The sequence below is a fragment of the Metalysinibacillus jejuensis genome (assembly GCF_003057615.1).
GTDB classification, from domain to species: Bacteria; Bacillota; Bacilli; order Bacillales_A; family Planococcaceae; genus Metalysinibacillus; species Metalysinibacillus jejuensis.
This window is the reverse complement of record NZ_QAFW01000001.1, coordinates 25,768-51,819: the sequence shown is the minus strand read 5'-3', so window position 1 is coordinate 51,819 and position 26,052 is coordinate 25,768. Positions and strand designations below refer to the sequence as shown.

The window sequence follows — 26,052 nt, the reverse complement described above, 5'->3', positions numbered from 1 at the left end:
TAGCATATTCATTTAGAAAAAAGGGCACAAAAAAAGACCGTTTCAGAGCCATGGTCTCTGAAACAGCCTAGGTATAGTGCAAATACTGAATTATTTGCTTACTACTTCTTTACCTTTGTAATGTCCGCAAGCTTTACATACGCGGTGAGATAGTTTAGCTTCACCACAGTTTGGGCAAGCTACCATACCAGGTACAGATAGTTTGAAATGCGTACGACGCTTTCTTTTTACAGTTTTAGAAGTTCTTCTAAATGGTACAGCCATGAATGGCACCTCCTTACAGATTGTTTATTCATCTGTTTGATCTAAAAACTTAGCTAAATCAGCTAGTCTAGGATCCACTTTTGGTTCGTCATTTTGCTTTTGCAAAACGAGCTGGTCTTCCGTTTGATACGTCCACCCTTTACCGTTACGCTCGCGTCTTTCAGAATCATCTTTAAACACTTGCATCGGCACCTCAAGCAGTAATAACTCCTCTAGTACAGGGGTTGTGTCAATAACGTCGCCGTCGACATAGTGAATGTCTTCGTCGTCTTCATTGCCACGTAACGCTTCTTCAATCCAGCTAAAAATTTCAACTGCATCAATATCAATCGGGTACTTTACATCCTCCCATGTGCGGGCACACGGCAGTGTTAACTCGCCTGACAAGCGCAATTGACAAGTCATTTGCGATGCACTAAATGTACATTGCCCTGTTACATGAATAGGCGAAACTTTACGAATATCAGCATTTCGCTCCATTACAGCGTCCAATTGAATTGTAGTATCAATTGGCATTCCGTCTCGGCGAAACTTCGATAACTGATGAATTGACCATTTCATACGTTTTATCACCTCAAGACAACAATGTTGATTATATAATGTGTGAATTTAGATGTCAAGATATTTTCTTGTCACTGATGTTAATCGTCCGTATAATAATGACTAGTATACCACAAGAGGAGGTCTATTATGAGAGCTGTAGGCATTACTGTTGAATACAACCCTTTTCATAACGGCCACTCTCATCACGCAAAAGAGGCAAAGCACCATGCACAAGCTGACGTTGTAGTTGCGGTGATGAGCGGTCACTTTGTGCAGCGCGGTGAGCCTGCAATTGTCGATAAATGGACGCGTACTACGATGGCACTACAAAACGGTGTAGACATTGTTATTGAGTTACCTTACGTATTTAGCACAGCTGTTGCGCCCCGCTTTGCAAGCGGTGCGATTGCTTTACTTGATGCTATGCAATGTTCGGCCTTCGCCTTTGGCAATGAACAAGGTGAGGCAAAGCAGTTTTACCATACGCTTGCTTTATTAAAAGAGCATCAACAGCACTATCAAGCACTTATTCATCAAGCTGTAAAACAAGGCTTAAGCTACCCTCGCGCAATGGCCTATGCCTTTACTAGCATCACTAAACAACAAGACGTTATTAATCTTACAATGCCTAATAATATTTTAGGGTTTCATTATATTGAAGCAGCCGTTGCACAAAATAGCACGATGCAAGCACTCACTATCCCGCGTATTGCCAGCGCCTACCATGATGCTAGTTTCACTCATGAAAGTATTGCAAGCGCTACAGCGATACGTAAGGCCCTATTTACGGGCCAACCAATAGAAAATTTCGTTCCGCCTACTAGCGCTGCTTTACTGCGCCAAAAAACGAAGGTAACTTGGGATGACTACTATCCTTATTTACGCCATACGCTGCTCCAATGGCCGCCAGAATTTATCGCCACCTTTGCAGACGTTAATGAGGGAATTGAGTTTGCTCTTTGGCGCGCAGCTAAAAAAGCGACAACCTTCAATGATTTTATAACGCTTGTGACTTCGAAGCGCTATACAACAGCTCGCATCCAGCGCATGCTCACACATATTTTAGTAGGTGTTACTCAAAAAGAAAGAGACGCATGCGTAGCACCTTCTTATATTCGATTATTAGGGATGACCTCAACGGGGCAAGCTTATTTACGCACCGTTAAAAAACAGCTAACGTTGCCACTGATTAGCCGTGTTGGTAAACAACAAGACCCTATGCTTGCGTTAGATTGTAAAGCGACTCAAATTTATCAACTTGCTGCTAGTCAGCACTATAACGATTTCACAGCACCACCCATTATCATTTAGGCGGTAACTGTGCTAAAAAAGCTAATGCATCGTCGATGGAGCTAACGGGTACGATTTCCATTTTAGTACCAATCGTCTGCGCCATCGCCTGTGCTTCTTCATAATTTGTCTGCGCATCAGGAAAAGCTTTTTTATAAGCATCGTCTAACGGTGTTGCTAGCGCAAAAAAATATGCCATACCATCACGGTGCGCTGCAATTACTTTTTTGCCTATCTCACCAATAGCACCGACCGTTCCATCTAAATTCATCGTGCCAGACCCTGCCACATCATAGCCTTTCGTTAAATCTTCTTCACTTAACGCATTCATAATCCCAAGCGTGAACATTAATCCAGCTGACGGACCTCCAATATCACTCGCCTCTAGTTCAATGGCTGGCTCTGTGATAATCGTTTGGGCAGCATTATAGGCTACACCTAGCCCAGTACGACCCTTAGCATCATTTGGAATTGGTTTAAGCGCTATCGTCACTTTGTGCTCTTTGCCTTGGCGTATAAAAGTTAACGCCACGTTTTCGTTTTCCTTCTTAGAAGCAATGGTCTTCGAAAAACTATCTAAAGACGTCACTTCCTTACCGTCAACCGCTATTACCTCGTCACCAGCTTGCAAGTACTTTTCAGCCGCTCCTTTAGGCACCACATGTACGATATACAAGCCTTCAAATTGCACTTTTGTCTTTAGACCAAGCTTTTGATAGGCAACATACTTCGCATTAAACTGTGAGTCAGCCATTTGCTTTTCTTGCCGTATTTCATATTCTTTATCACTTTCGTCTTGTCGTCGTACATCCGTCTTTTTAGCAATATCACTACTCGTATCAAACCATGATAAAGCATAGCTTAGCGGTGTCGCTACTTGCATAGCTACCGTCATTAAATTAAGCGTCCCTTCGTGCGCATATAGCTGTTCACTGTCAATAAACTCACTTACATCATACGCATGACCAGGTTTGACGATATAATAATCTAAACGATAGAGCGTTAAAAAAGCAATGGCAGCTATCGCAATCACAAAAGTAACAATCGGCTTTCTCATTATTTCACTCCTCTTTCACCGTAAAGTTAAAAATCATCATTTTCCATAATGCGAAAATGATGACTTTAATTTACTGAAACTTTTCTTTTAAGGCTTGCGCGACAACCGTCGGAACTAATCCAGTCACATCGCTACCATACTTCGCTACTTCTTTTACAATACTTGAACTCAAAAAAGAATGTTGATTTTTAGTCATAATAAAAAATGTCTCAATCGATTCATCTAAAAAGCGATTCATTGAAGTAATTTGCATTTCATATTCAAAATCAGAAACTGCTCGTAAACCACGTACAATCGCTTTAGCATCCTTCTTTTTTGCATAGTCTACTAATAAACCTGACGAAGCCTCAACCGATACATTTGGAAACTCCTTCGTAATTTCCTCAATGAAACCGATGCGCTCCTCTACGGTAAATAATGATTTTTTTGAAGAATTATTCAAGACAGCTACATACACCTTATCAAAAACATCAGCCGCTCGACGTATAATGTCTAAGTGACCTAATGTAACAGGATCAAAACTGCCTGGTACTACTGCTGTTCGATGTGACATATTCTACTCTCCCTTTTCATAAATTGAAATTATACTATCCCCGTATTTTTCTCTACGCTGACAAATAAACTCCCCGTAGGCTTCTGGTAATTCATACGCCTTATCATGTTCACAGACGATAACCCCATTGTCTGTAACTTTATTAGCTTCTACAAGTTCAGCTACAATGGCGTAATACTGTACTTGCGCATAAGGCGGGTCTACAAAGACAAACGTATATTGCTCGTTACGTCCTAGTAATGACTTAACAGCACGTGTAGCATCATTTCGGTACACTTCTGTACACGTTTCATAGCGACACTTTTCAATATTGCTACGCAACGCTTCTAGTGATTTTGCATCCTTTTCAATAAAAATAGCACGTTCAGCCCCACGACTAAGCGTTTCTAAACCTAAGCCGCCACTGCCAGCGAATAAATCTAAAGCAATGCCCCCTGAAAAATAAGGCCCGATAATATTAAATAAGGACTCTTTTACTTTATCAGTTGTCGGTCTTGTCGTTTTACCTGCAGCACTTTTTAACGGAATGCTTTTACGCTCACCTGCTACAATTCTCATACTTTTCACCTTACTTATTCAAGATTTGCTTTCATTTGAATGCGTCCTGTGCTCTTTTCGATTTCCACATGGAAAATACGTTGCAACCAACCTTCTTCAATAAAGTAGCTCTCTCCTATTTTCATAATAGGTTCAGATTTTACTTCATATCGCGTTTGATTGTGCACATAAAATCCTGGTAAACGTGGGAATCGATACGCATTTTTAGCATTGTTCACATAATACCCCTTGTTACCTTCTTCAGCTGTATAGCCTAGATGTGGCAGTAATGTGTCGGCTGTATAATATACTTTACCATCCTTCATCACAAGTTTCACATCGTTTTTCATATAGTCGTTTACATAAATGTCACGATCATCACTAAATAATAGTGGAAATACGCCTGTCGTCATCGTTGCATTTTGTTCAAAATAAGCTGTTGGCATCGTAAAAATTTCCTGCAATAAACCATCTAGGTAAACGCTCGTAATAGTTTCACCTTCTGCCTCAGCAATACGCATTTTAAACTCATCTAGCTGTTTTGGTGTCATCTCTTTTTGAAGCGTAGCGAGCACATCTTGAGCTTTAGATGCACCAATAGGACGTTCAAACACTATTGTCGCAATGACATCCACTAACCAAGGTTCCTGTGAGAAGTCATATTTTTGTTTTAAACGTGTTAACATAATTTTATTTTCGATAGTAGCTACATCGAATGCTTCTAGAAATAAAAACTCCTGTGTATCTACGGTAGCAAATTGGGCGTTTTGTACGATGGCGATATGTTGATCATCAGTAATGACCTCCGCTAGCTCTGCTAAAAAGTCAGCACTTGGCTGTTGGTTTGCATAAATGGAATAATGATCTGTCGCTTTTTGTACAGCGAGTGGCTGCACAGACCAATAAAGTTCGCGCACATCACCGTCACCGCTAAACATCGTATTCGTAACCATTGCTCTTTTTTGCTCCCCGACAAATGGTAAGCCAGTAATCCATTTACCTGTTAACGCATTATCGGTCGCTATATGTAAGATTGAATAAGAAACATCACCATTTCGTAGTTGCACGAAACTATTTTGCAGTAGCTTATTTTGAGCTAAGCCACCGTCAATCGGAATGCTATAAGAAATCGATTGTGTAGGTACTTCCCCCATTGTAAAATAAGTCATCGTCTCATCTAAACGATCGCAACTCGTTGAAGCTTCAACTAAACAAGCTACATCTTTTGCTCGTTCAGGTAAAATAATGTCCATGCGTTGATTAGGTAATCCTTTAAAATGATGTTTGACTTGCAGTTCGTTATTGTTATAACTTGTTTCAATTTCTTGTGCATAATAAAATGCGTGGTCACCTGACGCTAACTCCGCTGAGTAACTTTGGTATTGAAAAAACAACGTTCCTCCAATAATACTCGCGAGCACCGCAAACAACCCAAATGCAAATTTCATCTGCCTGTACCTCCTGTAACATGTTACTATTATCCTTATTGAAAGGAGTGTTTTTTTATGATTCAACAATTTATCGAACTTGGTCAAGGTTACGGGGATGTGTATGAGCTCATCGCTTTAGTCAACACAAATAAGCACCGTTTTCACCAAGCTTTTATTTTCACAGCTAAAACAGACGATGGTAAACCCGTTGCCTCTTTAGCTGTCGCTTTTAAGCCTGTTGGCGAAAGCAAATTTATGCCAATTTATTTATGTCGTGAAGGTATTCCTTATGATGAGGAAAAACTCGCTCAACGCATCGTAGTATTTACCGAAGCTATTCAAGCTATCGAACGTAATCCTGTGACGGTTGAGCTTAAGCATTCTTCCGCATTTAAAGAATTGGCGCTCTATTATCAGCACGTCGTTGGCATTTTACGTATGAATAATTACTTACCTAACTTATAAGCCAACTTTATAGTCGTATTCCTTCGCTTTATCTGGCTTAGCGTTCTCAAAGACGGTATTCACATAAGGACGGTAAGAAGCCACAACATTTTTGACAAAAGGCAAGCGTTTTAAACGCTCTTCAAGCTGTGGTATATCTGCTTGATTACAATAAAGCACCACATATTTTTGACGTCGTGAAATATAATGAACATTGCCGTATTTACGCAATGATTTCGCTTGTTTTAAGTGATATAAATAGACGACTAATCCTTGTCTTTCATTCATTTGAACTCCCTCTTTTCTGTACACAAGCATAACATATCCGTGAATTTGATAGCAACAGCGTTTAGCTGACAAGCTATGTGATTTTCGGCTATAATAGAAAAGAATGGTCAAGGTTATATTACGGTTTAGTTTTCGTAGTATTTGGCTACTACTAAATAAGCAAGTTATTTTTCTTGAGGAGGATTATTACATGGGTAAAAAAACAAAAATCGCTTTAGCAGTCGCTGCAGCAAGTGCAGCAGCTTGGGCAGGTACAAAAGCAATGGCAAAACCACAACCACGTGATGGTAAAGCTGTACTTCAACATAATCGCCCAGTCGTGTTCGCACATCGCGGCGGCGCTCACTTAGCTCCTGAAAACACTTTACAAGCATTCGAAAAAGCGGTCTCTTACGGTGTAGATGGTTTAGATTTAGATGTTCGCTTAACAAAAGATGAAGAGATTTTAGTGTTCCATGACGCTTCAGTAGACCGTACAACAGATGGTGTTGGCCTAATCGCTGACTTAACAGTTGACCAGATCAAAGCACTTAATCATGGCTATAACTTTGAAGATTTAGATGGTAATCATACTTACCGTGAAGAGCAAGTAGACGCTATAACATTACGTGAAGTCTTCGAAAAATTCCCTAATCTTTTATTAAGCATTGACATTAAAGATGCGCCAGATACGTATGAAGGAAGCTTAATCCCTTCTAAATTATGGCGTTTAATCGAAGAGTTCGATGCACTTGAACGCGTAATTGTAACGAGCTTCTACAATGAACAAATCGAACGCTTCAACTTATACGCACAAGATAAAGTAGCCCTTGGCTCAAGCGAAGGTGAAGTTCGTAAAGCTGTGACGGCTTATACGAGTCAATTTGGTCACCTATATAACCCAGCAGCAGACGTATTCCAAGTACCTGCTAAATCGGGTCTTATCCCACTTGATTCACCAAAGTTCATTCAATTTTTACAAGGCTTAAATGTGCCAGTACATTTTTCTGATGTAAACGATCTTGTAACGATTAATCGCTTAATCCGTCTAGGCGCAAAAGGTATTGTGACAGATCGTCCTGATATTGCACAAGTATTATTCGACAAATATAAAGAAAAGTAAAAAAACAGCGGCAAGGTCAACTGACCTAGCCGCTATTTTTATGCTGAGCATGCACAGCCGCCACCTGTTCCACAACCTGTGCCGCAACTCGATGCTAATAATGTATCGGTATCTACTTTTACAGCAGATGATACCGTAGTTGCGAGCAACACACCAATCTCATCTAACATTTGCTGAAAATCCCGTTCAGCTATGCGTAAATTAGCTACTGCATCATGCAAATCAAGCGCACGCTTTTGCTGTCTAATTTCTTTTGTTACACGGTGGTAGTCAGGATGATATTTACCAAAGCGCTGGACTTCCTCATATTGCAACTTACTATATTGAAACGCCTGTATTTGTGCTACAAGCTGTTCATCTTGATAGACGGCCTTTCTTGCTTCACGCAAATTCTTTGTTAGTTGTGAAGCTTCAATCATAGCGTTAAGCTCATCGACTTCATCTAGTATCTCAACCCATTCAGATGTCATCATCATTATTAAACGCCTCCAATCGTTTTTATCATACCAAAAATATGATACATTAGCATTGATTTTAGAAAAGGAGATGATAGTTTGACGTTAACTCAATTATGGCAAAGTATTTTGCAAGATGCTACCGCACAAGATGAAGAAGCACTTTTACACATGCTAACTGGTTTACGCGAAAAACAATTAGGCGTGCACAATCGTTACATTAATGCTAATTTACGTATGACGGGTGATTTTTATCCAACCCACAGTGTTGTTTCGATACCTAACTCCCTTATTATCCAAAATAGCATTCAAGTTGCCCACGGCGGTATTTTAGCTACGATTGCTGATGCCGCGATGGGCGGTTTAGCTTCACGTGCGGCACCTACAGGCAAAAATGTCGTAACTACGACGCTCACTATGAACTATATCGCTACGAGTACAGCCCAACAATTAATAGCAAGAGGTACATTCATTCATAAAGGAAACCGTACATTTGTAATGGCTTGTACGATTGAAGATAACGAAGGGAAAAAGCTAGCTACCGCAACTGCTACTTTTTTTGTGATAGAAAAACGTACTTTATAACGTAAACTACTCACCGCTTAGCTACTAACGATGATTGGTGCTTGTTAGGAAGAGGACATATTTGATAGTTTATTTCTTTACTACTTTATTTACTAAGCTATCCTCGTAGTTCCTACAGTTCTTGAGTCGATCTAAGCTAACGTTTTCATTCTCACCCCTGTAGAGAATAGGCGACTTCTGCCTAACTACGTTAAAAAAGTATCCGACCTCTTGCAGATCGGATACTTTTAATTTAATAAGGTAGGTGTAGCTATACCCTCTCGCTTAGCAGCAATATGCGTACATGTTTGTTCAACACATGCCATACCGTACTGTGTATATGTTTCTTGTAACAAGACAGCTTGACCTTTTTCTTCATTTAACATCTTATGCACCATTTCAATAGGATCTAAAGGCATCTGCTCAATACTTTCTACAATAGAGGTTGTATGAATAGCGAATTGCGCTGCACGCTCTGTTAATGGCAATAGAGACGCTTCTGCATCCTCTTGTGCTAAATAAGCGGTCGTGGTCGCTTGCGCTAATTGTTGTAGCTTTGTATTACTATGGTATTTGGGCAAAGATTGATAAAAGCGTTCGACATCAATTAAATCTTTTACTTGCTGCTCAATACCGCGAGCTACTGCCTCTGTAGGCACTATATCTTGTTCATTGACAGATGTAGCGCCATCATAATAAGCCATTTCATAAGGGGCTGTTTTAATAATAGTGTCATAATCGTAAAAACGAATAGCTGTTACTGCTTGATTCGCATTTATAAAAACTTGCGCTACAATATCATCAAATTTAATGAGCAAACGGTGACGCAAATCATAATCACTCAATGCTAGTGTATATAATTGATCATCTTTATTTAACATCACTTCAGGCTCCACAATGGACGTACGGTAAACATCATCAAGTGTGCTACCGATAGTAAATGGTGTAGTTTTCACGTCTCTCCCGGCTACGTAAACTTGCTTTACTACTTCGTCAACTACTGCCACCATCATAAAAGTAGTAATATCCTTATTATAAACCCACCACTCCAAACCATCACTCGCTAAATCTTTACGTACAGGCTCTCCGTACTGTACCGCAACTTCTAACGCAGGTTTTCCGATTAAGGTTGATATGCCCTTATTGGGCCGTGGTAACGCTTCACTCGCATACTCTTGCCACTCTTCATACGATGCGCTTTCATTAGGCTTAGTTGGGGGTGCTGGCGTGTTTTGTGAGTATTTATAAAAAACGAACGTAAGAATCGTCGTAATAACTAAAATCCTAAATAGCGCCTTCAATGTCTTGGCTCCTTTTCTTTTGTCTCTTACGTTTGATTATAACAAGTATCCCACCGTTGACACAATCTTGCCATTGCAACAAAGTGCTTTTTGCTCTATTATAAAAATGAGCGTATAGTATATGTACGAAAAGCTAAAGGAGGATTATTCAATGCATTTTGAAAACACAAAACTTGAAAATATTGTGGCTGAACAAAAATTAGTTGAAGATGTAATGGCTAAAAGTGGCTTAGAAAGCACAGGTGCTTGGGATTACGACCGTAAAACTTTCGACCGTCGTTTTGACGTGCGTGAAGGCCGTTATTACTTACGCGTATTCACATACGCAAAATCTGGTGACGTAGGCGCAAACAATGCTGAACTTTGCATTTTAAAGCCTGCTCTCGGCAAATACTACTACCCACACGGCGTAGAGTACGACAACGAAGAATTCCCAGCACACTTAGTTAAAAAGTGTGAAGGCATTTTAGCAGACGTACAAAAACGTTTCGCTGAACTAGGTATCGAAGCGCAATAATACATAAAAGACTATAGCATGCTATAGTCTTTTATTTTTGCCTATTCCTTTATGTTACGTACCTAAAATAGCTTTAATTACAGATGTTGTTTCTCCGCCTTTGTATAACACGTATAACAGCATGTAAACTGCTACACCTGTAATAGCTACGAAGAACCAAATAATACTCGTAATTGGCCCAATACGACGGTGAAGTTTTAAATTATTTTTAAAACCAGATAGTAAACTTACGATACCAAATACAGCGCCTGTTGTCGCTAATGTAATATGGAACACTAAGAAAAACGTGTAGTATTTCTTTAATTCCTCTGGTCCACCAAATGCTGTATTACCGATAAACACTGTACGCGTTGCATAGATAATAAAGAAGATAAGTGCAGCGACTCCTGCTACAAACATTACCTTTTTATGTGCTTCTACCTTACCTTTAATGATAAGCCCCCAACCAACAGCTACTAATACCGCACTAATAACGATAAAAGTTGTGCTAATCGTGGCTAACACTGGAACACTAATACTCATGTTCTCTACTCCCTTTATTTATTGAGTTTGTCTAATGCTTGCTTGTTCTTTATGCCATTTCTCTTGATGCGCTTTTAGTGCGTCTTCTGTCACTTGGTCTGCTGTCGCACGATCTTCGCGGAACCAACGCATAAAGAAGATTGTGATTAACACACCAAAAATAATTTCTTGTAAAATTTTCATAATAACGCCGCCCATTTGTTGGTCCATAATCGTTGTTAATGAACTGAACATTTCAGGGCCTGAAATCGAAATTGATAAATTAGCTAATGTTCCTGCTGGTACACATAATTCCATTGCTTTTAACCATGCTTCTCCATCGGTATATGTAGCATAGATAGGCTCATTAGCAAAAATAATTAGCGCACATGCTGGTGTAATTAACACCGCATTCGCGATAATATAAACGATGCTGTTTAAATTTTTCATTTTTGGTCCATCTGGGATTTGATTAATAATCGGCCAGTACATTAAGACAGCAGAAATGAATAAAATTACTGAGTAACCGCCATGTAATGCCCCATTTAATTTAACATAATCTAACACCATCGGAATATGGTAAAACGAAAACAATGCGATAAAATTAAGTATAGCGACTACTGGACGTGTAAAGAACGACCACAAAAAGCGTATGATAGGCGCATTAATGACAGGTTTCCAAACCCACCACGGTATACCTTTTATAATAAAAATCGGTAATAATAATAGCATTAAAGCCATTTGGACCATATGTAATGTAAACATAATATGCCCCATTAAATCGACTGGCGTTCCTTTAATACCATAAAACAATAGCATCCCTAGTAAGAAGTAAACTATTTCACTTCGCGTTAAAGGTTCGCTCTCTTTAAATTTGTGACGAAACTTAACGGTTATTAAAAAATATAGCGCGATAAGAAGTACCGTAACAACCATTAACCCTGGACTCCATAGCGCTCTGAAACCGAAAATACTTATCGACATGGTAAACCGCGCTCCTTTAAATTCAATATGTCTATTATAAAGCGCATACATCATAACTGCAATGAACGAACAGTGACATTTTACATACATCTTTAACTAAAAAAGCACCTTGCGACAATGCAAGGTGCTTGATTTGTATTACCACCAAATGACAGTTACGAAAGCTAGGAACATCATAAATGCGAAGAACGCACCTGTCCACATAAACATCGTAACGACACCAATTTCGTGAGCATCTTTTTCTTCCATGTGCATGAAAGCATAAAGTTGTAATACAACTTGAATACCAGCTAATAATAAAATTAACGGTAAGATTAAGTTTTTAGAGAAATCCGCCATTACTGCTGCGAAGGCGATTAACGTTAAGAAAATCATAATCGCAAAGTTTGTTACTTGGCGTTGCATATACGCTTTCGTATTTGCACGGTAATACTTTTGCTGTTCAGCTGAACGAGTTACTACTGGTGTGTCGTGTGCCATATTAACCTACCACTCCCATCAAGTAAACTACTGTAAAGATAAACACCCAAACTACGTCGATAAAGTGCCAGTATAATGACGCAACGAAGTATTTTGGTGCGTTGTATAAGTTTAATCCACGTTTAGCGTTACGTAAGATTAAAGCCGTAATCCAAACTAAACCTACAGTTACGTGGAATCCGTGAGTACCAACAAGCGTATAGAAAGCAGACGCGAATGCTGATGAACCGAATGTGAAGCCTAAGCTTACATAGTGGTTGAACTCATAAATTTCTAAACATAAGAAAGAGAAACCAAGTAATACTGTAATACCCATCCATAATTGTACACCTTTGAAGTTATAGTTCTTCATATGGTACATCGCATATACAGATGTTAAAGATGAAGTTAAAAGAATCATTGTCATTGCAAAAGCAAGTGGTAATTCATATAACTCTTGAGTTGAGAATTCCATACCTGCTGGACCTTTGTTTTTAAGCGCAAGGTAAGTAGCAAATAAACTAGCGAATAAAACAATCTCACACGCTAAGAATAACCAGAAGCCAACAAACTTATTTTTACCTTCCAGCGTTACTTGCTCAGCATGCGCTGGCCAAGTTTCTGGAGTGTACTTCTTAAGTGTATCCATTATTTGTTACCTCCTTTTTTACCGTATAGCTGCTCTTCAATTTCCTCGATTTCAGCTACAGTTAAGTAGTAACCGTGGTCGTCTTTTAAAGAGCGATAAATCATAGAACCGAATGTAATTGCTAAACCAATAACTAATACTGGGATAGCCCATACACGTGAATCATCTGCAACACCTAGTGGGCTATAAAGCGCACCGAATGAAGCGATAAATAAACCTAAAGTCATTACGAAAGGTACGATTGAGTTGTTAGGCATATGAATATCACCTAATGGCTCAGCGTAAAGCATACCTTCTTTGTTGCCGTCTTGTTTTTCAATCCAATAAGGATCTAAACCACGAACAAGTGGTGTTTGACGGAAGTTATAGAATGGAATTGGCTGTGGAATAGCCCACTCTAAAGTACGACCATCTTCCCAAGGGTCATTACCAGCTGGTTCGCCCTTAACTGTTGTAATAATAACGTTGATTACGAGTAAGATTACACCTGCAGTCATTAAGAATGCACCGATTGTTGAGATAAAGTTAAATGTATCCCAACCTTGGTTTGGCATATACGTGAATACACGACGTGGCATACCCATTAAACCTAAGAAATGTTGTAAGAAGAACGTCATATGGAAACCAATGAAGAATACCCAGAAAGTAATCTTACCTAACGTCTCATTTAACATACGGTTAAAGAATAATGGCCAGTAGAAGTGTGTTGAACCTAATATACCTAATACGATACCACCTACGATTACGTAGTGGAAGTGAGCAACGATAAAGTAAGAATCGTGTAACTGATAGTCAAGTGGCGCTGTCGCCTGCATGATACCTGTTACCCCACCTGCTACGAATGATGGGATGAAACCAAGTGCATAAAGCATTGGTGTTGTAACTTTGATAGAACCGCCCCAAACTGTTAATAACCAGTTGAAGACTTTCATACCTGTTGGTACTGCGATTGCCATTGTAGCTACCGCGAAAATTGCGTTCGCTGTTGGTCCAAGACCTACTGTGAACATATGGTGAGCCCAAACCATGAAGCCTAGGAAACCAATTAAAATTGTTGCGAATACCATTGAAGAGTATCCGAATAAACGCTTACGTGAGAACGTTGGAATAATCTCTGAGAATAAACCGAACGCTGGTAATATTAAAATATAAACTTCCGGATGACCAAAGATCCAGAATAAGTGCTCCCAGATAATTGTGTTACCACCCATTAAGTGGTTGAAGAATTGTGCACCAAACATACGGTCAAATAATAGTAAAATTAAAGCCGCTGTTAATGGTGGGAAACCGAATAAAATTAAAGAACTTGTTACGAACGTAGTCCATGTAAATAATGGCATACGCATAAATGTCATACCTGGTGCACGCATGTTAATGATAGTAACTAAGAAGTTAATACCAGAAATTAACGTACCAGCACCTGATACTTGTAAACCTAAAACGTAGAAATCAATACCATGTCCTGGTGAGTAAAGTGATAATGACGCATATGAAGTCCAACCTGCGTCAGGTGCTCCACCCATAAAGAATGATAAGTGTAAGAATAGTCCCCCGAATAAGAATAACCAGAACCCTAATGAGTTAAGGAATGGGAAAGCTACGTCACGTGCACCAATTTGCAGTGGCACGATCATGTTCATAAACGCAAATAGTAACGGCATCGCTGCTAAGAATAGCATTGTCGTACCATGCATTGTTAAAAGTTCGTTGAAGAAACCTGCTGAAACGAATGTATTTTCAGGATACATTAGCTGAATACGCATTAATAGCGCTTCAAAACCTGCGATAACGAAGAACAACGTACCACCAAGTAAATACAGAACTGCGATTTTCTTATGATCGACAGTTGTTAAGTAGTCCCAAATTGTTGCTCCGAAACCTTTTTTCTGTGTTCTCGAGCTCACAAACTTCTACCTCCCTCGATAATTTAAGCTATCTTAATAATTATTTTTCTACTGATAGACCCATGATGTATGAAGCTAATGCTTCTACTTCTTCGTCTGAAAGTTCACCGTATTTACCTGTCATTAAGTTACCTGGTTTATATTTCTCAGGATCTTTAATCCAGTTTTGTAATGCTTCTTCAGTGTGATCCATGAAGCCTGCTGTACGGTTACGGTCACCGAATGTTGTAAGGTTAGGACCTTGGTTTTGAACGATAGATGCTGGAGCTCCAGAACCTGATACTGCGTGACAGCTAATACAGCTGTTAGCGAATGTTGCTTCACCTAAGTCTGCTGAATCAGCGCTCGCTGTGTTACCTTCAGTTTTTTGCATTGCTGCAACCCATTTATCAAACTTCTCTGGGCTAACTGATTTTACTTTAAAGTCCATAAGTGCGTGTGAAGGACCGCAAAGCTCAGCACATTTACCATAGAATACGCCGTCTTTTAAGTCTTCAGACTCTTTGTCGAATACTAAGTAGAAACGGTTTAAGTTATCTACGTTTGTATCCATTTTACCACCAATTGCTGGTACCCAGAATGAGTGTTTTACGTCTGCAGCCATAAGGTTGAAGTAAACTTTCTCTCCTGTTGGTACTACTAGCTCTTGTGCAGTTACGATATCATATTTTGGGTAAGAGAACTCCCACCAATATAATTTTGCAGTTACGTCGACAGTTAGTGCTACTGGATTACCGTTTTCATCAACTTCATCCATTGCAGCTACGTCTCCAAGTTTGTAAGTCGTCATTACTGTAGGTACTGCCAAAATAAGTAATAACAAAATAGGAATAGTAGTCCAAATAATCTCTAGTGTATGGCTACCCTCTACTTGCTTCGGAATTACGTCTTCCCCAACTACTGAACGACGGAATTTGAAGAAAGCAATTAAGTAAATTACAGTTACAACAACAACTACTAGTGTCATGATAGAAATAGCAAGAATTAACAATTTATATTGTGCGTGTGCTACTTCACCAGACGGCTTAAGTGCAGAAATAAATTCTTCACCACAACCTGAAAGGAATACCATCATCGCTGCTAATAGCGAAAACAGTCCCCATTTTTTAAGCCCTTTCATCATAGCTTAATTAACCCCTCTTTCTTTGTTGTATTTTCATGTGTATTACGAGTATGTACAGCGCTCGTGTTTAAAAGTTGCCCTCGCCATCACGCATTGCTTTTAACAGTTAGTAAATTGGTATCCATAAAAACATTGCAACCTTTTATGCGTTAAAAGCATCTACAGTAATGTGTAAAGCGCTATTCTTAGTGCTAGAATTTTTTGTGCACTGTTAAATCTCACTCTACTAAAGATCTGCAAACATTAACACGTTGAACTTTTGCGTGTCCCTACTCTCACATACCGGCTCTCTAAGCCGCCATTAACAAAAATTCACTTACAACAATAAAATGGCGTAAGTTCTTTATTAACCATACGATGTTTCACTATTTCATACAAACGTCGATTTTGTGAAGTTATATTTCATAACTTGCTCTAACGAACTGTTCGTCTTTATAAATGAAACATTTTATTGATTAATAAAACTTTTTCACAATTTTATTTTTATAAGCATATTCCGCTAACCTAACTATAGCGAAAATCTCGTGTAATTTCTAGACGTTTAGTGAAATTTCAATGAAGTTGTGAAAAATCAGCAACGTTTACGAAATTTTAGTGAAAACAACATATCTATAGTAAAACATTTTATGAATTGATTTGTGAAGGTTAAAGCACGAAATTATGAACAATTTGTGAAATGCCTTTGACAGTTGTTTAGCGAATCGGTAAAGAAGTTGTCTTTTACCACTGAATTCGATATTATCAAGTAGCATAAACGCTTAGATATCATGGGCGATGTTGACAGATAAAAGTAGGTGGCTAAACTCTTATGCAACAAAATAAATATATGAAATGGTTCGCTGTTGGCGCAACCATCGGCATGCTGTTAATTTTACTTGGGGGCGCGCTCGTTACAAAAACCGATAGTGGTTTAGGTTGTGGGAGACATTGGCCAGGATGTAACGGTCAACTCATTCCAACAGTTATTACGAAAGAAGTCGTGATTGAATTTTCACATCGACTTGTAACAGGAGCAGTATCCTTCTTTATTTTAGGTTTAACAATTTGGACGTGGCGTCGTTTAGGTCATATTCGAGAAGTTAAGTTTTTAGGGTTCCTAGCGATGTTTTTCTTAATTGCTCAAGCTTTAATTGGCGCAGCACAAGTATTATGGGGACAAGGTGACTTTATTTTAGCCTTGCATTTCGGAATCTCGTTAATTTCCTTCGCTGCTGTTTTACTATTAACTTTAATTGTCTTTGAAGTTGATAAAAAGTTTGATGCAGATAATGTACGTATTGGTACCGCATTAAAATGGCACACTATCGGCATTACTATCTATTCGTATCTCGTCGTATATACCGGCGCGCTTGTACGCCACACAGACGCTAGTCTCGTTTGTCCTGACTGGCCATTCTGCTATAACGAAGATCCTTTTAGACTGCCTGATAACATGCACGAATGGGTGCAAATGGGTCACCGTTTTGCAGTATTACTATTTTTCGTATGGATTGCTTACATTACATGGATAGCCGTTAAAAACTACAAAAACCAACCTGTAATTTATTGGGGATGGGTTATCGCATTTATTTTAGTAGTATTACAAATTATTGCAGGTTTATTCGTTGTCTCAACACGTTTAAACTTAATCGTATCTCTTTTCCACTCATTATTTATTACACTGCTCTTCGGTTTACTATGTTATATGATTTTACTCGTATCACGTAGCGAATATAGCAAGCGTAAAAACGATTAAACTTGGATAAATTCAAGTGAATAGCACTTTATAAGCAAAAAAGTTAGACCAACATGATTGGTCTAACTTTTTTTAATCGGTTTGTTGCGCGAGGTTACGCGCACGCTTTTCTCTTTTTTGCTTCATAGAAACATTCATTAATATGCCTAATGCGGTAGACACCATCAGCAAGGATACCCCGCCGAAACTAAGCAGTGGCAACGTTACCCCAGTTAAAGGAATGAGCCCTGTAGCACCACCGATATTAACGAAAGTTTGAATCCCTATCCAACTCGCAATACCAATTGCCAAGAAACGCTCGCGCGGATTAATCGCGCGAATGCCAATTAAAATGGCATGGAGTACAATATAACCTAGCCCGCCTAAAACAATGGTCACACCTATAATACCTAACTCTTCTGCAATAATCGCAATAATAAAGTCCGTGTGTGGCTCTGGTAAATACCCTAATTTTTGTACAGATTGCCCAATACCTTGACCTTTTAATCCGCCTGTCGCAAACGCTAAGTAGCTTTGCACGACTTGCATCCCTTCATTTTGTGCATATTTAAATGGATCAACAAAAGAATTTAGGCGTCCTTCACGGTTGCCTTCTAATAGCCACTGTCCCCCACCTAGCAATAAAAATAGCGCTACAAAGCTGATGCCACCAACAGTCGTTACTGCAATTTTCTTCAATGCACTAGGGCGCCACTGTACCGCCAGTAAAATGCAATACGACATCGCTAATAGAATCGCAGCTGTGCCGATATCAGGCTCTGATAAAATGAGCCCGGTTGCCATTACAATCGGTGCCACTGTACCTAAAGCGCCTTCTAAAGGTAAGCGACCGAAACGTTCCTCTTTACTGGCTAATGTATTAGCTAAATAAACAATCATAAATAATTTCACAAACTCTGAGGGTTGAAACTGTACGACGCCGAATAATTTAATCCAACGTTGCCCACCAATGTCCTTACCGGCCCCCATAAAGGTTAACTGTAGATACATAATACCTACTATCGCCATGCCTATAAACATCCAGTGCTTCTTTAAATATAAGCGGTAAGGAATTATGCTCATAATTGTGAAGGCTATTAAAGCTACAAGCATACTAACGCGCTGTCGATTGTAATAAAAATCATAGCTATTATTATTACTAATCGCTTTATCCATACTAGAGCTATAGACCATAACAAGACCAAAGCCTAGCAAAAAGACATAGATAATTAATAAAGGATAATCAATATTTTTAAGTTCATTTCTAATTCGGCTTTTCATGTCTTAACCTCTTTTGTAGAAAAAAAACTCAAAATCGCTATGATGAGCGTTTTGAGTTTTCTTTTATTTTTTCGTATGCGCGTCATGCACAGCAGAAAGCTCTTTCTCTAGCGAGTCAAGTATTTCTTTCCCTTTATCGCGCTCAATTAATCCTAGCTTTGTCGCAAATTCGATTTCGCGTGATAAGCCGAACATTTGTGTATCTAGTACCTCTTCATACAGCGGACATTGTGGCATCGTCAAATGCTCCATTTGCACACGGATTAGACGTGCAATTTTATCCGCATCAGCTATTAAAAGCTCCAGGGCTTTTTCTTGAAAAGAAGCTGGTGTTTTTGTATCCATGAGGACGCCCCCATCATCTTTAATTCTGTGTGTATCTTAGTAAATTTTAGCTTTTCGACGCGTAAATTGCAAGCGTCTACCTTTACTTTAAATTTGTCGTTGCGTATTTTCTTATCATTCAACGAAAAAAGCGGTATACTAGACGAGTAAAAGAACTAGAGGGGGATTTTTACGTGGAAACAATTATTGCATTAAAAGGCGCGGTGAAATATCCGCTAACATTAGATCCAACCGTATGGATTTTTGACGATCGCAAAGTCGATTTAAAAACGTACTTCACTGAACATCACGAAGAAGAAGACGAAGACATTAAATATATGCGCGCTGTAGGGAATCACTGGTCACGTGAAATTATGGAAGGTGCAACATTCCCACCAACTTTAAAATCAGAGCGTAAATTTGACCGTAAAGGTATGCAGACAGGTACGTTTGGTATTCACTTCAAACATTTCTTAAAAAATGCTGAACCACTCGACACAGCTACTACTGTTGTTTTTGAAACAACAACTGGGCAAGAGCATGCTTTTTCGTTAGCGGATGCCGCTTCTTTACTATTTAAATATAGTCATGAAGGTAAACCTTTAGTAGAAGATGGCCCCGTTCATATTTTATTTGCTGATGGCTCTAACGTTGAAACACCAATTACAAATGTGTGCGCAATTCGCGTACAATAAGGAGGTCATACTATGCGCGTAAAGTGTGTAATTTGCGATAGTTTACAACAACTTGATGATGACTTACCCCAAGCAAAAAAACTGCGCAATCGACCAATCAATACGTTTATGTGTGATGTATGCCATGAACGCATCGCATTAAAAACCGAGGCACGTATTGCAACAGGCAATTTTGTCTTTTATAAGACGTCGCCTTTATTAACAAAAGAATTTTAAAAAGAAGCCAGCGCCCTTGTGGGTGCCGGCTTCTTTTTATTGTACTACTTCTTCATCATCGTGCTTAACACGAATACGATAAATAATTAAAATTGCTGCCGCTACTAATAATCCTTCAATCATTGGCAATGACAGCGCAAAGAATGTCAGGACGATACAGCCGATAAATAAGCATCCGTAAATAATCGCATTTTGCCAAAGTTTGATATGACTACGCGCAAACCCTAACTTATATACGATGGCACATAAAATAAATACAGTAAAGAACGTAATATAACCCGCTACATTATAATTTGGCGCATTTTCGTAAATTAAACGACTAATACCTGTCAAATCGTTAAATACAGCTTCTTCCGTTCCCTGTTTCATTTCTGTTGCTTGGAGGAGTACCCAATTCACACTAATCTCTCCCTTTCACTATCCTTACTTATTGTTCAGCATTACGAAGCTTTTTCGCTGCTTTTTCGCGTTCGTTTTTGTCTAATACTTTTTTACGTAAGCGAATTGATTCAGGTGTTACTTCTAAATACTCGTCATCACTTAAGTATTCTAGCGCTTCTTCAAGTGTTAGGATACGAGGTTTTTTAATAACGTTCGTTTGGTCTTTGTTAGCTGAACGAATATTAGTTTTTTGTTTCATTTTTGTAATATTTACAGTGATATCGTTATCACGTGTATTTTCACCAACGATCATACCTTCGTAAATTTCAGTACCTGGCTCAACAAACAGTGTACCACGGTCTTCAACTTGCATCATACCGTAAGTTGTTGATTTACCTGTCTCCATAGAAACAAGCACGCCTTGGTGACGACCACCGATACGGCCTGGTAACATTGGACGGTAACAATCAAATGTATGGTTAATAATACCGAAACCTTTTGTAAGCGACATAAACTCTGTTGTATAACCGATTAAACCACGTGCCGGTACTAAGAACGTTAAACGCACTTGACCGTTACCGTTGTTAACCATATCTAACATTTCGCCTTTACGTGTACCGATTGATTCAATAATTGAACCGACAGTATCTTCAGGTGCATCGATTTGTACACGCTCAAATGGCTCAGACTTAACGCCGTCGATGTCTCGTAAAATTACTTGTGGTTTAGACACTTGTAATTCAAAGCCTTCACGACGCATGTTTTCTACTAAGATAGATAAGTGAAGCTCACCACGACCAGAAACTACCCAAGCATCTGGTGAATCTGTATCTTCTACGCGTAATGAAACGTCTGTTTGTAATTGTGAACGTAAACGCTCTTCTACTTTACGGGCTGTTACGTATTTACCTTCGCGACCTGCGAATGGTGAATTGTTTACTAAGAATGTCATTTGTAATGTTGGCTCGTCAATGCGTAATGCTGGTAGTGCTTCTTGGTGGTCAACAGGGCAAATTGTTTCACCTACGTTGATATCTTCCATACCAGAAATAGCAATTAAATCACCCGGTAATGCTTCTTGAATTTCAACGCGTTTTAAACCGAAGAAACCAAAGATTTTTGTGACGCGGAAGTTTTTCACTGTACCGTCGATTTTCATTAATGCTACTTGTTGACCGACGTGGATTTTACCACGGAACACACGGCCGATACCGATACGGCCTACGTAGTCGTTATAGTCAAGTAGCGCTACTTGGAATTGTAACGGCTCTTCTTCGTTATCTACTGGTGCTGGGATATGCTCGATTACTGTATCAAATAACACGTGCATATTTGGTTGTTGTGTTGTTGGGTCTGGATCTAAGCTAGCTGTACCATTTACGCCTGATGCGTAAACTACAGGGAATTCTAATTGGTCGTCATCTGCACCAAGTTCGATAAATAATTCAAGCACTTCGTCTACTACTTCTTCAGGACGAGCTGCTGGTTTATCCACTTTATTTACTACTACGATTGGTGTTAATTTTTGCTCTAATGCTTTTTTAAGCACAAAGCGCGTTTGCGGCATACAGCCTTCGTAAGCATCTACTACTAAAACTACACCATCAACCATTTTTAAAATACGTTCTACTTCACCACCGAAGTCGGCGTGTCCTGGCGTATCTAAAATGTTAATGCGTGTATCTTTATAGCTTACTGCTGTGTTTTTTGCTAAAATTGTAATACCACGTTCACGCTCGATATCACCTGAGTCCATCATGCGGTCTTCTGTATGTTCGTTTGAACGGAAAGTACCTGATTGTTTTAATAATTGGTCTACTAATGTCGTTTTACCATGGTCAACGTGTGCGATGATTGCGATATTGCGAATATCTTGACGTAATTTAGTCATTGTTCCACTCCATATTCTTTTTTCGTATGTTTAACTGTGTTATTATAACATAAGATGATTAGCTTGTCTTTTTTTAGCTTATTAATATAGCTAAACTTTTAGTATAGCGAGGGGGTTTTATTGTGAATCGTGCCAAAGTTGTAATGGCGATTATGGCGTTAGCTGCTATTCTTTCTATGTGTTCAATTGGTTACTCTGTAGCGATTGGAAGCGCTATCGGCATTGTCGCAGGTATTTTCGCTGTAGGCTTTGTCTTTATGATGGGCTTTAAGTTAAAAAGAAAATTCCGCGAACAAAATTTATTATAAATAATACGCCTTGGAGTGATCATCCAAGGCGTTTTTTTATAATTGTTCGATGTATTTTTCCAATATTTCTTTATGAATCGCAGGATTTCCGATTAAAAAAGTGTCTTGATTTAAAAAGTCAAAGTACTCACCATTTAGATTAGTAGCAACAGCTCCGACTTCTGTAGCAATAATTGTACCGCCACCTATATCCCATGGTGATAAACGCATGGATAAATAAGCATCTAGTTTACCCGTAACGACAAAGGCAATTTCCATTGCTGCTGAGCCATAAGAACGTGTACCACGAACTTTTCTAATGAGCGAAATTAATTTTTCATGATTAATTTTATCATTCGGTGTAACCCAATTGGCGTTAATGCCAATAACAGCTTCCTCAAGCTTTACAGGTTGCAACTTTCGTAATGGCGAATCATTATACCACGCACCTACCCCTGCGATAGCATAAAATAAATCATCACGCATTACATCATAAATATAACCAAGCTTACCAACGCCATCAATAAATATACCAATCGTAATCATAAAGTGGCGATGTTGTTTAACAAAATTCATAGTGCCGTCAATCGGATCTATAATCCATACGACACCTTCTAAAAATGTGACAGGCTTCCCCATACCTTCTTCACCAAAAATGCGGTGTGTCGGATGTTGGGCCGTAATTTTTTCAATAAAAAACAATTCTGTTTCTCTGTCGATATTTGTCACTAAGTCATTGGCATTCGATTTAGTTTCAACGACTAAATCGTACGAAAAAGCCGAACGAATACGCTCCCCCGCTTCTTTTATAAGCGCTTGCGCAAAGTGATCGAGTTTAGTAATATCCATACGATTTCCCCACCCTTCTTTATCAGTAGTAACATTACTGCTACTCTCCCACTTCCTAGTATAACAAAAATCACTTGCCGTCTTACATCGCAAGTGATTTTTATTTTGGATAATCTTTGTTTTTACGCGTATACATGGAGCACCTCAAGCTCTTTTTGAATTTCAGCTAAACGTGTTTTACTGCGAGTTATTTCTTTATCGTCGCGTTGCTGCATTGCATCATATAGAGTAGCTAGTTCATAATCGAGCTCTAGCTCTAACATACGTGTATATTGCTTTTCAATGTCTGATTTTCGGACCATTTTAACAACTTGTTTCATAATGAACACCATCCTTTTCTTATAGAGGATTTGTTGTATCTCTTGGCTGATAGCTCTTACTTCATTTTTGCCCCAAACTTACGCATAATAAACCTATATTCAAAAAAGGAGTTAAAAAAATATGATAGTTAATGGATTTTCCGAAAAAGATTTTGAAACATTTATGATTCCTAGCTTACCTGAGCGCATGGCTGCTATTGAGACGCGCATTCGCCCACAATTCCGCTCAATTGGTAAGGAAATTACTGACCAATTAAGCATGGAATTAAACCAGGAGATGTTTTTACACATTGCAAAGCATGCACGCCGTACAGTTAACCCACCCCAAGATACTTGGCTTGCTATCGCGAACAATAAACGCGGCTACAAAAAGCATCCGCACTTCCAAGTAGGGTTATTTGATGACCACTTATTCATTTGGTTAGCATTCATTTATGAGCTACCAAACAAAGCGCAAATTGCTTCAACGTTTATGCAACACCCTGAAATTTTTAACGATTTACCTAAAGATTTTGTCGTGTCGCTCGATCATACAAAAAAAGATGCAACACCGCTTGCTACGATGGACCAAGAAGCTGCTTTACGACGCTTTAGAGACATTAAAAAAGCAGAGTTTTTAATTGGTCGTCATATCCCTAAAGGTAGTTCAATCGTCGAAGATGGCCCCGCCTTACTCGCTTATATTTCCGCTACTATGGATGAGCTTGTACCACTTTACCAACTTGCATATCAGTAATTAATTGGAAATGGTTATCAAGATGATAAGAATAAGGAGTTGCGCTTTGGCGCAACTCCTTATTTCATCTTAATAATAGTGCCGTCTGTATGCGCCTTCGCTTCTTTAATGACGCGATACGCGACATAACCACTACTTTGTTCAAATTGACGACAAAGCGTTTTTTCTTCTGCTTGTGCTGGCACAATTTCTTTAAAGCGGCGATACTTCGCCATCATTACTTCACGTTTAATACCTTTTTCATACGCTTGTTCTATCGCTTCAAAAAACTTAACGACATCAATCATCTCTGCTGTCGACCATTCGGGCAATAAGGGATATGAATACTCCAACGTTGTTACCACCTTTTATATTAGTGACCCCATTTTAAACGAATCGCTTCTGCTTGTGCAACCATTCGTTCAAAAAGCTGTTGTACAGTAGGTACATCATGAATTAAACCTGTCACTTGACCAGCCCAACCGAAACCTTGCGTTGCATCACCGTCATAAATAAATTTTTTGTTAGCAACGCCGCTAATGTGATGCTTTAACGCTTCATATGTTGGTGTTTTTTCTTCAATGGCTAAAATCTCCTCTGTAAAAGCATTGCGAATCGCGCGAGCAGGTGCACCAATTGAGCGTTTAATGACCGTGGTATCTGCTTCACTACTCGCTAATAGCGCCTGTTTATATGCTTCTGAAGCATGCACACATTCTTCAGTTGCAATAAAACGTGTACCCATTTCAATGCCTTCTGCACCTAAAGCATGCGCTGCCATCCAACCGCGTCCATCACCGATGCCGCCTGAAGCAACGACAGGAATTTTTACTGCATCTACAACTTGTGGAATTAATACCATCGTACCAATATCATCGCGCCCTAAATGACCGCCGCCCTCTTGACCAACAACCATTACCGCATCTGCGCCTAATTCCTCCGCCTTTTCAGCTTGACGACGTGCAGCTACAAGCACAAGTTTTTTACAAGAGCTATCTTTTAGCAATTCAAATAAAGGTGCCGGGTTACCACCCGTCATCGTCACAACAGGGACATTTTCTTCAGCAGCTACTTGCACCATTGCCTCATACCCTTTACCATGATTGCCGATTGCAAAATTTACGCCAAATGGCTTATCCGTTAATGTACGTACTTTATGAATTTCAGCACGTAACTCTTCAGGTGTTGCTAAACTCATCGCCGTAATTTGTCCTAATCCTCCTGCATTACTAACAGCTGCAGCTAAATCAGCATAAGCTAAGTAAGCCAATCCCCCTTGTATAATTGGATAGTTAATACCTAATAATTGTGTAATACGCGTTTCCCATTTCATTGACTCCACCCCTTCTTTATATTGTTAATTTCGTCACAGTACGTAAAATCCCTTCTTTTTCGAGCAAAAAGCAAGTTATTC

33 protein-coding genes are annotated in these 26,052 nt (G+C 39.1%); 10 read left to right on the top strand and 23 right to left on the bottom strand.

The features are described from left to right. Nucleotides 1-90: 90 nt before the first annotated feature. Entirely contained in the window at nt 91-264 is a 174-nt protein-coding gene (gene rpmF / locus DDE80_RS00300) for a 50S ribosomal protein L32 (RefSeq protein WP_036141093.1), read from the bottom strand. Nucleotides 265-288: 24 nt separating this feature from the next. Continuing rightward, entirely contained in the window at nt 289-825 is a 537-nt protein-coding gene (locus DDE80_RS00295; RefSeq protein WP_108305694.1) for a YceD family protein, read from the bottom strand. A gap of 129 nt (nt 826-954) precedes the next feature. Between DDE80_RS00295 and DDE80_RS00290 the strand changes: the two genes are divergently transcribed. After that, nucleotides 955-2,118 carry a nucleotidyltransferase gene (locus DDE80_RS00290; protein WP_108305693.1) on the top strand — a complete coding sequence of 388 codons (1,164 nt, stop codon included), beginning with the start codon at nt 955-957 and terminating at the stop codon, nt 2,116-2,118. Here DDE80_RS00290 and DDE80_RS00285 read toward each other — a convergent pair. The 4 genes from DDE80_RS00285 to DDE80_RS00270 form a co-directional block, all read right to left on the bottom strand. Next, on the bottom strand, nt 2,111-3,154 hold the full coding sequence (locus DDE80_RS00285) for a SepM family pheromone-processing serine protease (RefSeq protein ID WP_108305692.1): 1,044 nt from the start codon (nt 3,152-3,154) through the stop codon (nt 2,111-2,113). The two genes, DDE80_RS00290 and DDE80_RS00285, sit on opposite strands and share 8 nt — an antisense overlap. A 70-nt stretch (nt 3,155-3,224) precedes the next feature. After that, nucleotides 3,225-3,707, bottom strand: a complete 483-nt coding sequence (coaD, locus tag DDE80_RS00280; RefSeq protein ID WP_108305691.1) for a pantetheine-phosphate adenylyltransferase — start codon at nt 3,705-3,707, stop codon at nt 3,225-3,227. 3 nt (nt 3,708-3,710) lie between these two features. Beyond that, nucleotides 3,711-4,274, bottom strand: a complete 564-nt coding sequence (rsmD, locus tag DDE80_RS00275; RefSeq protein WP_345788838.1) for a 16S rRNA (guanine(966)-N(2))-methyltransferase RsmD — start codon at nt 4,272-4,274, stop codon at nt 3,711-3,713. A 5-nt stretch (nt 4,275-4,279) separates the two neighbouring features. After that, entirely contained in the window at nt 4,280-5,692 is a 1,413-nt protein-coding gene (locus DDE80_RS00270) for an RNA polymerase II (RefSeq protein WP_108305689.1), read from the bottom strand. A 57-nt stretch (nt 5,693-5,749) separates the two neighbouring features. Between DDE80_RS00270 and DDE80_RS00265 the strand changes: the two genes are divergently transcribed. After that, the gene (locus DDE80_RS00265) at nt 5,750-6,139 is read left to right on the top strand and encodes a DUF7147 family protein (protein WP_108305688.1); all 390 of its coding nucleotides are present in this window, start codon (nt 5,750-5,752) and stop codon (nt 6,137-6,139) included. Here DDE80_RS00265 and DDE80_RS00260 read toward each other — a convergent pair. Further along, on the bottom strand, nt 6,134-6,406 hold the full coding sequence (locus tag DDE80_RS00260) for a YlbG family protein (protein ID WP_108305687.1): 273 nt from the start codon (nt 6,404-6,406) through the stop codon (nt 6,134-6,136). The two genes, DDE80_RS00265 and DDE80_RS00260, sit on opposite strands and share 6 nt — an antisense overlap. 190 nt (nt 6,407-6,596) lie before the next feature. Between DDE80_RS00260 and DDE80_RS00255 the strand changes: the two genes are divergently transcribed. Beyond that, on the top strand, nt 6,597-7,508 hold the full coding sequence (locus DDE80_RS00255) for a glycerophosphodiester phosphodiesterase family protein (RefSeq protein ID WP_108305686.1): 912 nt from the start codon (nt 6,597-6,599) through the stop codon (nt 7,506-7,508). 38 nt (nt 7,509-7,546) lie between these two features. On the opposite strand, the gene DDE80_RS00250 is transcribed toward DDE80_RS00255, so the two are convergent. Further along, nucleotides 7,547-7,984, bottom strand: coding sequence for a YlbF/YmcA family competence regulator (locus tag DDE80_RS00250; protein WP_108305685.1), 438 nt, complete (start codon nt 7,982-7,984; stop codon nt 7,547-7,549). A gap of 78 nt (nt 7,985-8,062) precedes the next feature. Here DDE80_RS00250 and DDE80_RS00245 point away from each other — a divergent pair, with 78 nt between their 5' ends. Continuing rightward, entirely contained in the window at nt 8,063-8,548 is a 486-nt protein-coding gene (locus DDE80_RS00245) for a PaaI family thioesterase (RefSeq protein ID WP_235612233.1), read from the top strand. Nucleotides 8,549-8,775: 227 nt separating this feature from the next. On the opposite strand, the gene DDE80_RS00240 is transcribed toward DDE80_RS00245, so the two are convergent. Then, complete coding sequence (locus DDE80_RS00240; protein ID WP_108305684.1) at nt 8,776-9,828, bottom strand: CAP-associated domain-containing protein; 1,053 nt, start codon at nt 9,826-9,828, stop codon at nt 8,776-8,778. Nucleotides 9,829-9,979: 151 nt separating this feature from the next. Here DDE80_RS00240 and DDE80_RS00235 point away from each other — a divergent pair, with 151 nt between their 5' ends. Continuing rightward, entirely contained in the window at nt 9,980-10,345 is a 366-nt protein-coding gene (locus tag DDE80_RS00235; protein ID WP_108305683.1) for a YugN family protein, read from the top strand. Between the two features lie 54 nt (nt 10,346-10,399). Here DDE80_RS00235 and DDE80_RS00230 read toward each other — a convergent pair whose 3' ends face one another. The 6 genes from DDE80_RS00230 to coxB all read right to left on the bottom strand — a co-directional run bounded on the left by DDE80_RS00230 (nt 10,400) and on the right by coxB (nt 15,965). Next, nucleotides 10,400-10,867: a DUF420 domain-containing protein gene (locus DDE80_RS00230; protein ID WP_427901782.1), complete on the bottom strand. Its 468-nt coding sequence runs from the start codon at nt 10,865-10,867 to the stop codon at nt 10,400-10,402. Between the two features lie 18 nt (nt 10,868-10,885). Then, entirely contained in the window at nt 10,886-11,830 is a 945-nt protein-coding gene (ctaG, locus tag DDE80_RS00225) for a cytochrome c oxidase assembly factor CtaG (RefSeq protein WP_108305682.1), read from the bottom strand. A 138-nt stretch (nt 11,831-11,968) separates the two neighbouring features. Further along, nucleotides 11,969-12,310, bottom strand: a complete 342-nt coding sequence (locus DDE80_RS00220) for a cytochrome C oxidase subunit IV family protein (protein ID WP_108305681.1) — start codon at nt 12,308-12,310, stop codon at nt 11,969-11,971. Between the two features lies 1 nt (nt 12,311). Further along, nucleotides 12,312-12,938, bottom strand: a complete 627-nt coding sequence (locus DDE80_RS00215; protein ID WP_108305680.1) for a cytochrome (ubi)quinol oxidase subunit III — start codon at nt 12,936-12,938, stop codon at nt 12,312-12,314. Further along, complete coding sequence (ctaD, locus tag DDE80_RS00210; RefSeq protein ID WP_108305679.1) at nt 12,938-14,842, bottom strand: cytochrome c oxidase subunit I; 1,905 nt, start codon at nt 14,840-14,842, stop codon at nt 12,938-12,940. Before ctaD ends, DDE80_RS00215 begins: the two co-directional genes overlap by 1 nt. 40 nt (nt 14,843-14,882) lie before the next feature. After that, on the bottom strand, nt 14,883-15,965 hold the full coding sequence (coxB, locus tag DDE80_RS00205; RefSeq protein WP_108305678.1) for a cytochrome c oxidase subunit II: 1,083 nt from the start codon (nt 15,963-15,965) through the stop codon (nt 14,883-14,885). An 808-nt stretch (nt 15,966-16,773) separates the two neighbouring features. Here coxB and DDE80_RS00200 point away from each other — a divergent pair. Next, on the top strand, nt 16,774-17,700 hold the full coding sequence (locus DDE80_RS00200; RefSeq protein WP_108305677.1) for a COX15/CtaA family protein: 927 nt from the start codon (nt 16,774-16,776) through the stop codon (nt 17,698-17,700). 72 nt (nt 17,701-17,772) lie between these two features. Here the strand turns inward: DDE80_RS00200 and DDE80_RS00195 are convergent, their stop codons facing one another. Further along, on the bottom strand, nt 17,773-18,960 hold the full coding sequence (locus DDE80_RS00195; RefSeq protein ID WP_108305676.1) for an FtsW/RodA/SpoVE family cell cycle protein: 1,188 nt from the start codon (nt 18,958-18,960) through the stop codon (nt 17,773-17,775). A gap of 63 nt (nt 18,961-19,023) precedes the next feature. Next, entirely contained in the window at nt 19,024-19,305 is a 282-nt protein-coding gene (locus DDE80_RS00190) for an Fpa/YlaN family protein (protein WP_108305675.1), read from the bottom strand. A gap of 173 nt (nt 19,306-19,478) precedes the next feature. Here DDE80_RS00190 and DDE80_RS00185 point away from each other — a divergent pair, with 173 nt between their 5' ends. After that, complete coding sequence (locus DDE80_RS00185) at nt 19,479-19,979, top strand: molybdopterin-binding protein (protein WP_108305674.1); 501 nt, start codon at nt 19,479-19,481, stop codon at nt 19,977-19,979. 12 nt (nt 19,980-19,991) lie between these two features. Continuing rightward, nucleotides 19,992-20,195, top strand: coding sequence for a YlaI family protein (locus DDE80_RS00180; RefSeq protein WP_108305673.1), 204 nt, complete (start codon nt 19,992-19,994; stop codon nt 20,193-20,195). A gap of 36 nt (nt 20,196-20,231) precedes the next feature. On the opposite strand, the gene DDE80_RS00175 is transcribed toward DDE80_RS00180, so the two are convergent. Together DDE80_RS00175 and typA are read right to left on the bottom strand one after the other, a co-directional pair. Then, complete coding sequence (locus DDE80_RS00175) at nt 20,232-20,594, bottom strand: YlaH-like family protein (RefSeq protein ID WP_235612232.1); 363 nt, start codon at nt 20,592-20,594, stop codon at nt 20,232-20,234. A gap of 28 nt (nt 20,595-20,622) precedes the next feature. After that, a complete protein-coding gene (gene typA, locus DDE80_RS00170; protein WP_108305672.1) occupies nt 20,623-22,467 on the bottom strand; it encodes a translational GTPase TypA in 1,845 nt (614 codons plus the stop codon). 122 nt (nt 22,468-22,589) lie between these two features. On the opposite strand from typA, the gene DDE80_RS00165 reads away from it, so the two are divergent. Beyond that, a complete protein-coding gene (locus DDE80_RS00165) occupies nt 22,590-22,775 on the top strand; it encodes a DUF5325 family protein (RefSeq protein WP_108305671.1) in 186 nt (61 codons plus the stop codon). A gap of 36 nt (nt 22,776-22,811) precedes the next feature. On the opposite strand, the gene DDE80_RS00160 is transcribed toward DDE80_RS00165, so the two are convergent. Both DDE80_RS00160 and DDE80_RS00155 read right to left on the bottom strand, forming a co-directional pair. Beyond that, a complete protein-coding gene (locus DDE80_RS00160) occupies nt 22,812-23,603 on the bottom strand; it encodes an inositol monophosphatase family protein (RefSeq protein WP_108305670.1) in 792 nt (263 codons plus the stop codon). Between the two features lie 122 nt (nt 23,604-23,725). Then, nucleotides 23,726-23,923, bottom strand: coding sequence for a hypothetical protein (locus DDE80_RS00155; RefSeq protein WP_108305669.1), 198 nt, complete (start codon nt 23,921-23,923; stop codon nt 23,726-23,728). A 121-nt stretch (nt 23,924-24,044) separates the two neighbouring features. Here DDE80_RS00155 and DDE80_RS00150 point away from each other — a divergent pair, with 121 nt between their 5' ends. Further along, complete coding sequence (locus DDE80_RS00150) at nt 24,045-24,659, top strand: YktB family protein (protein WP_108305668.1); 615 nt, start codon at nt 24,045-24,047, stop codon at nt 24,657-24,659. Between the two features lie 59 nt (nt 24,660-24,718). On the opposite strand, the gene DDE80_RS00145 is transcribed toward DDE80_RS00150, so the two are convergent. Further along, the gene (locus DDE80_RS00145; RefSeq protein WP_108305667.1) at nt 24,719-24,991 is read right to left on the bottom strand and encodes a UPF0223 family protein; all 273 of its coding nucleotides are present in this window, start codon (nt 24,989-24,991) and stop codon (nt 24,719-24,721) included. 20 nt (nt 24,992-25,011) lie between these two features. Beyond that, the gene (locus DDE80_RS00140; RefSeq protein WP_108305666.1) at nt 25,012-25,971 is read right to left on the bottom strand and encodes an NAD(P)H-dependent flavin oxidoreductase; all 960 of its coding nucleotides are present in this window, start codon (nt 25,969-25,971) and stop codon (nt 25,012-25,014) included. Nucleotides 25,972-26,052: the final 81 nt, after the last annotated feature.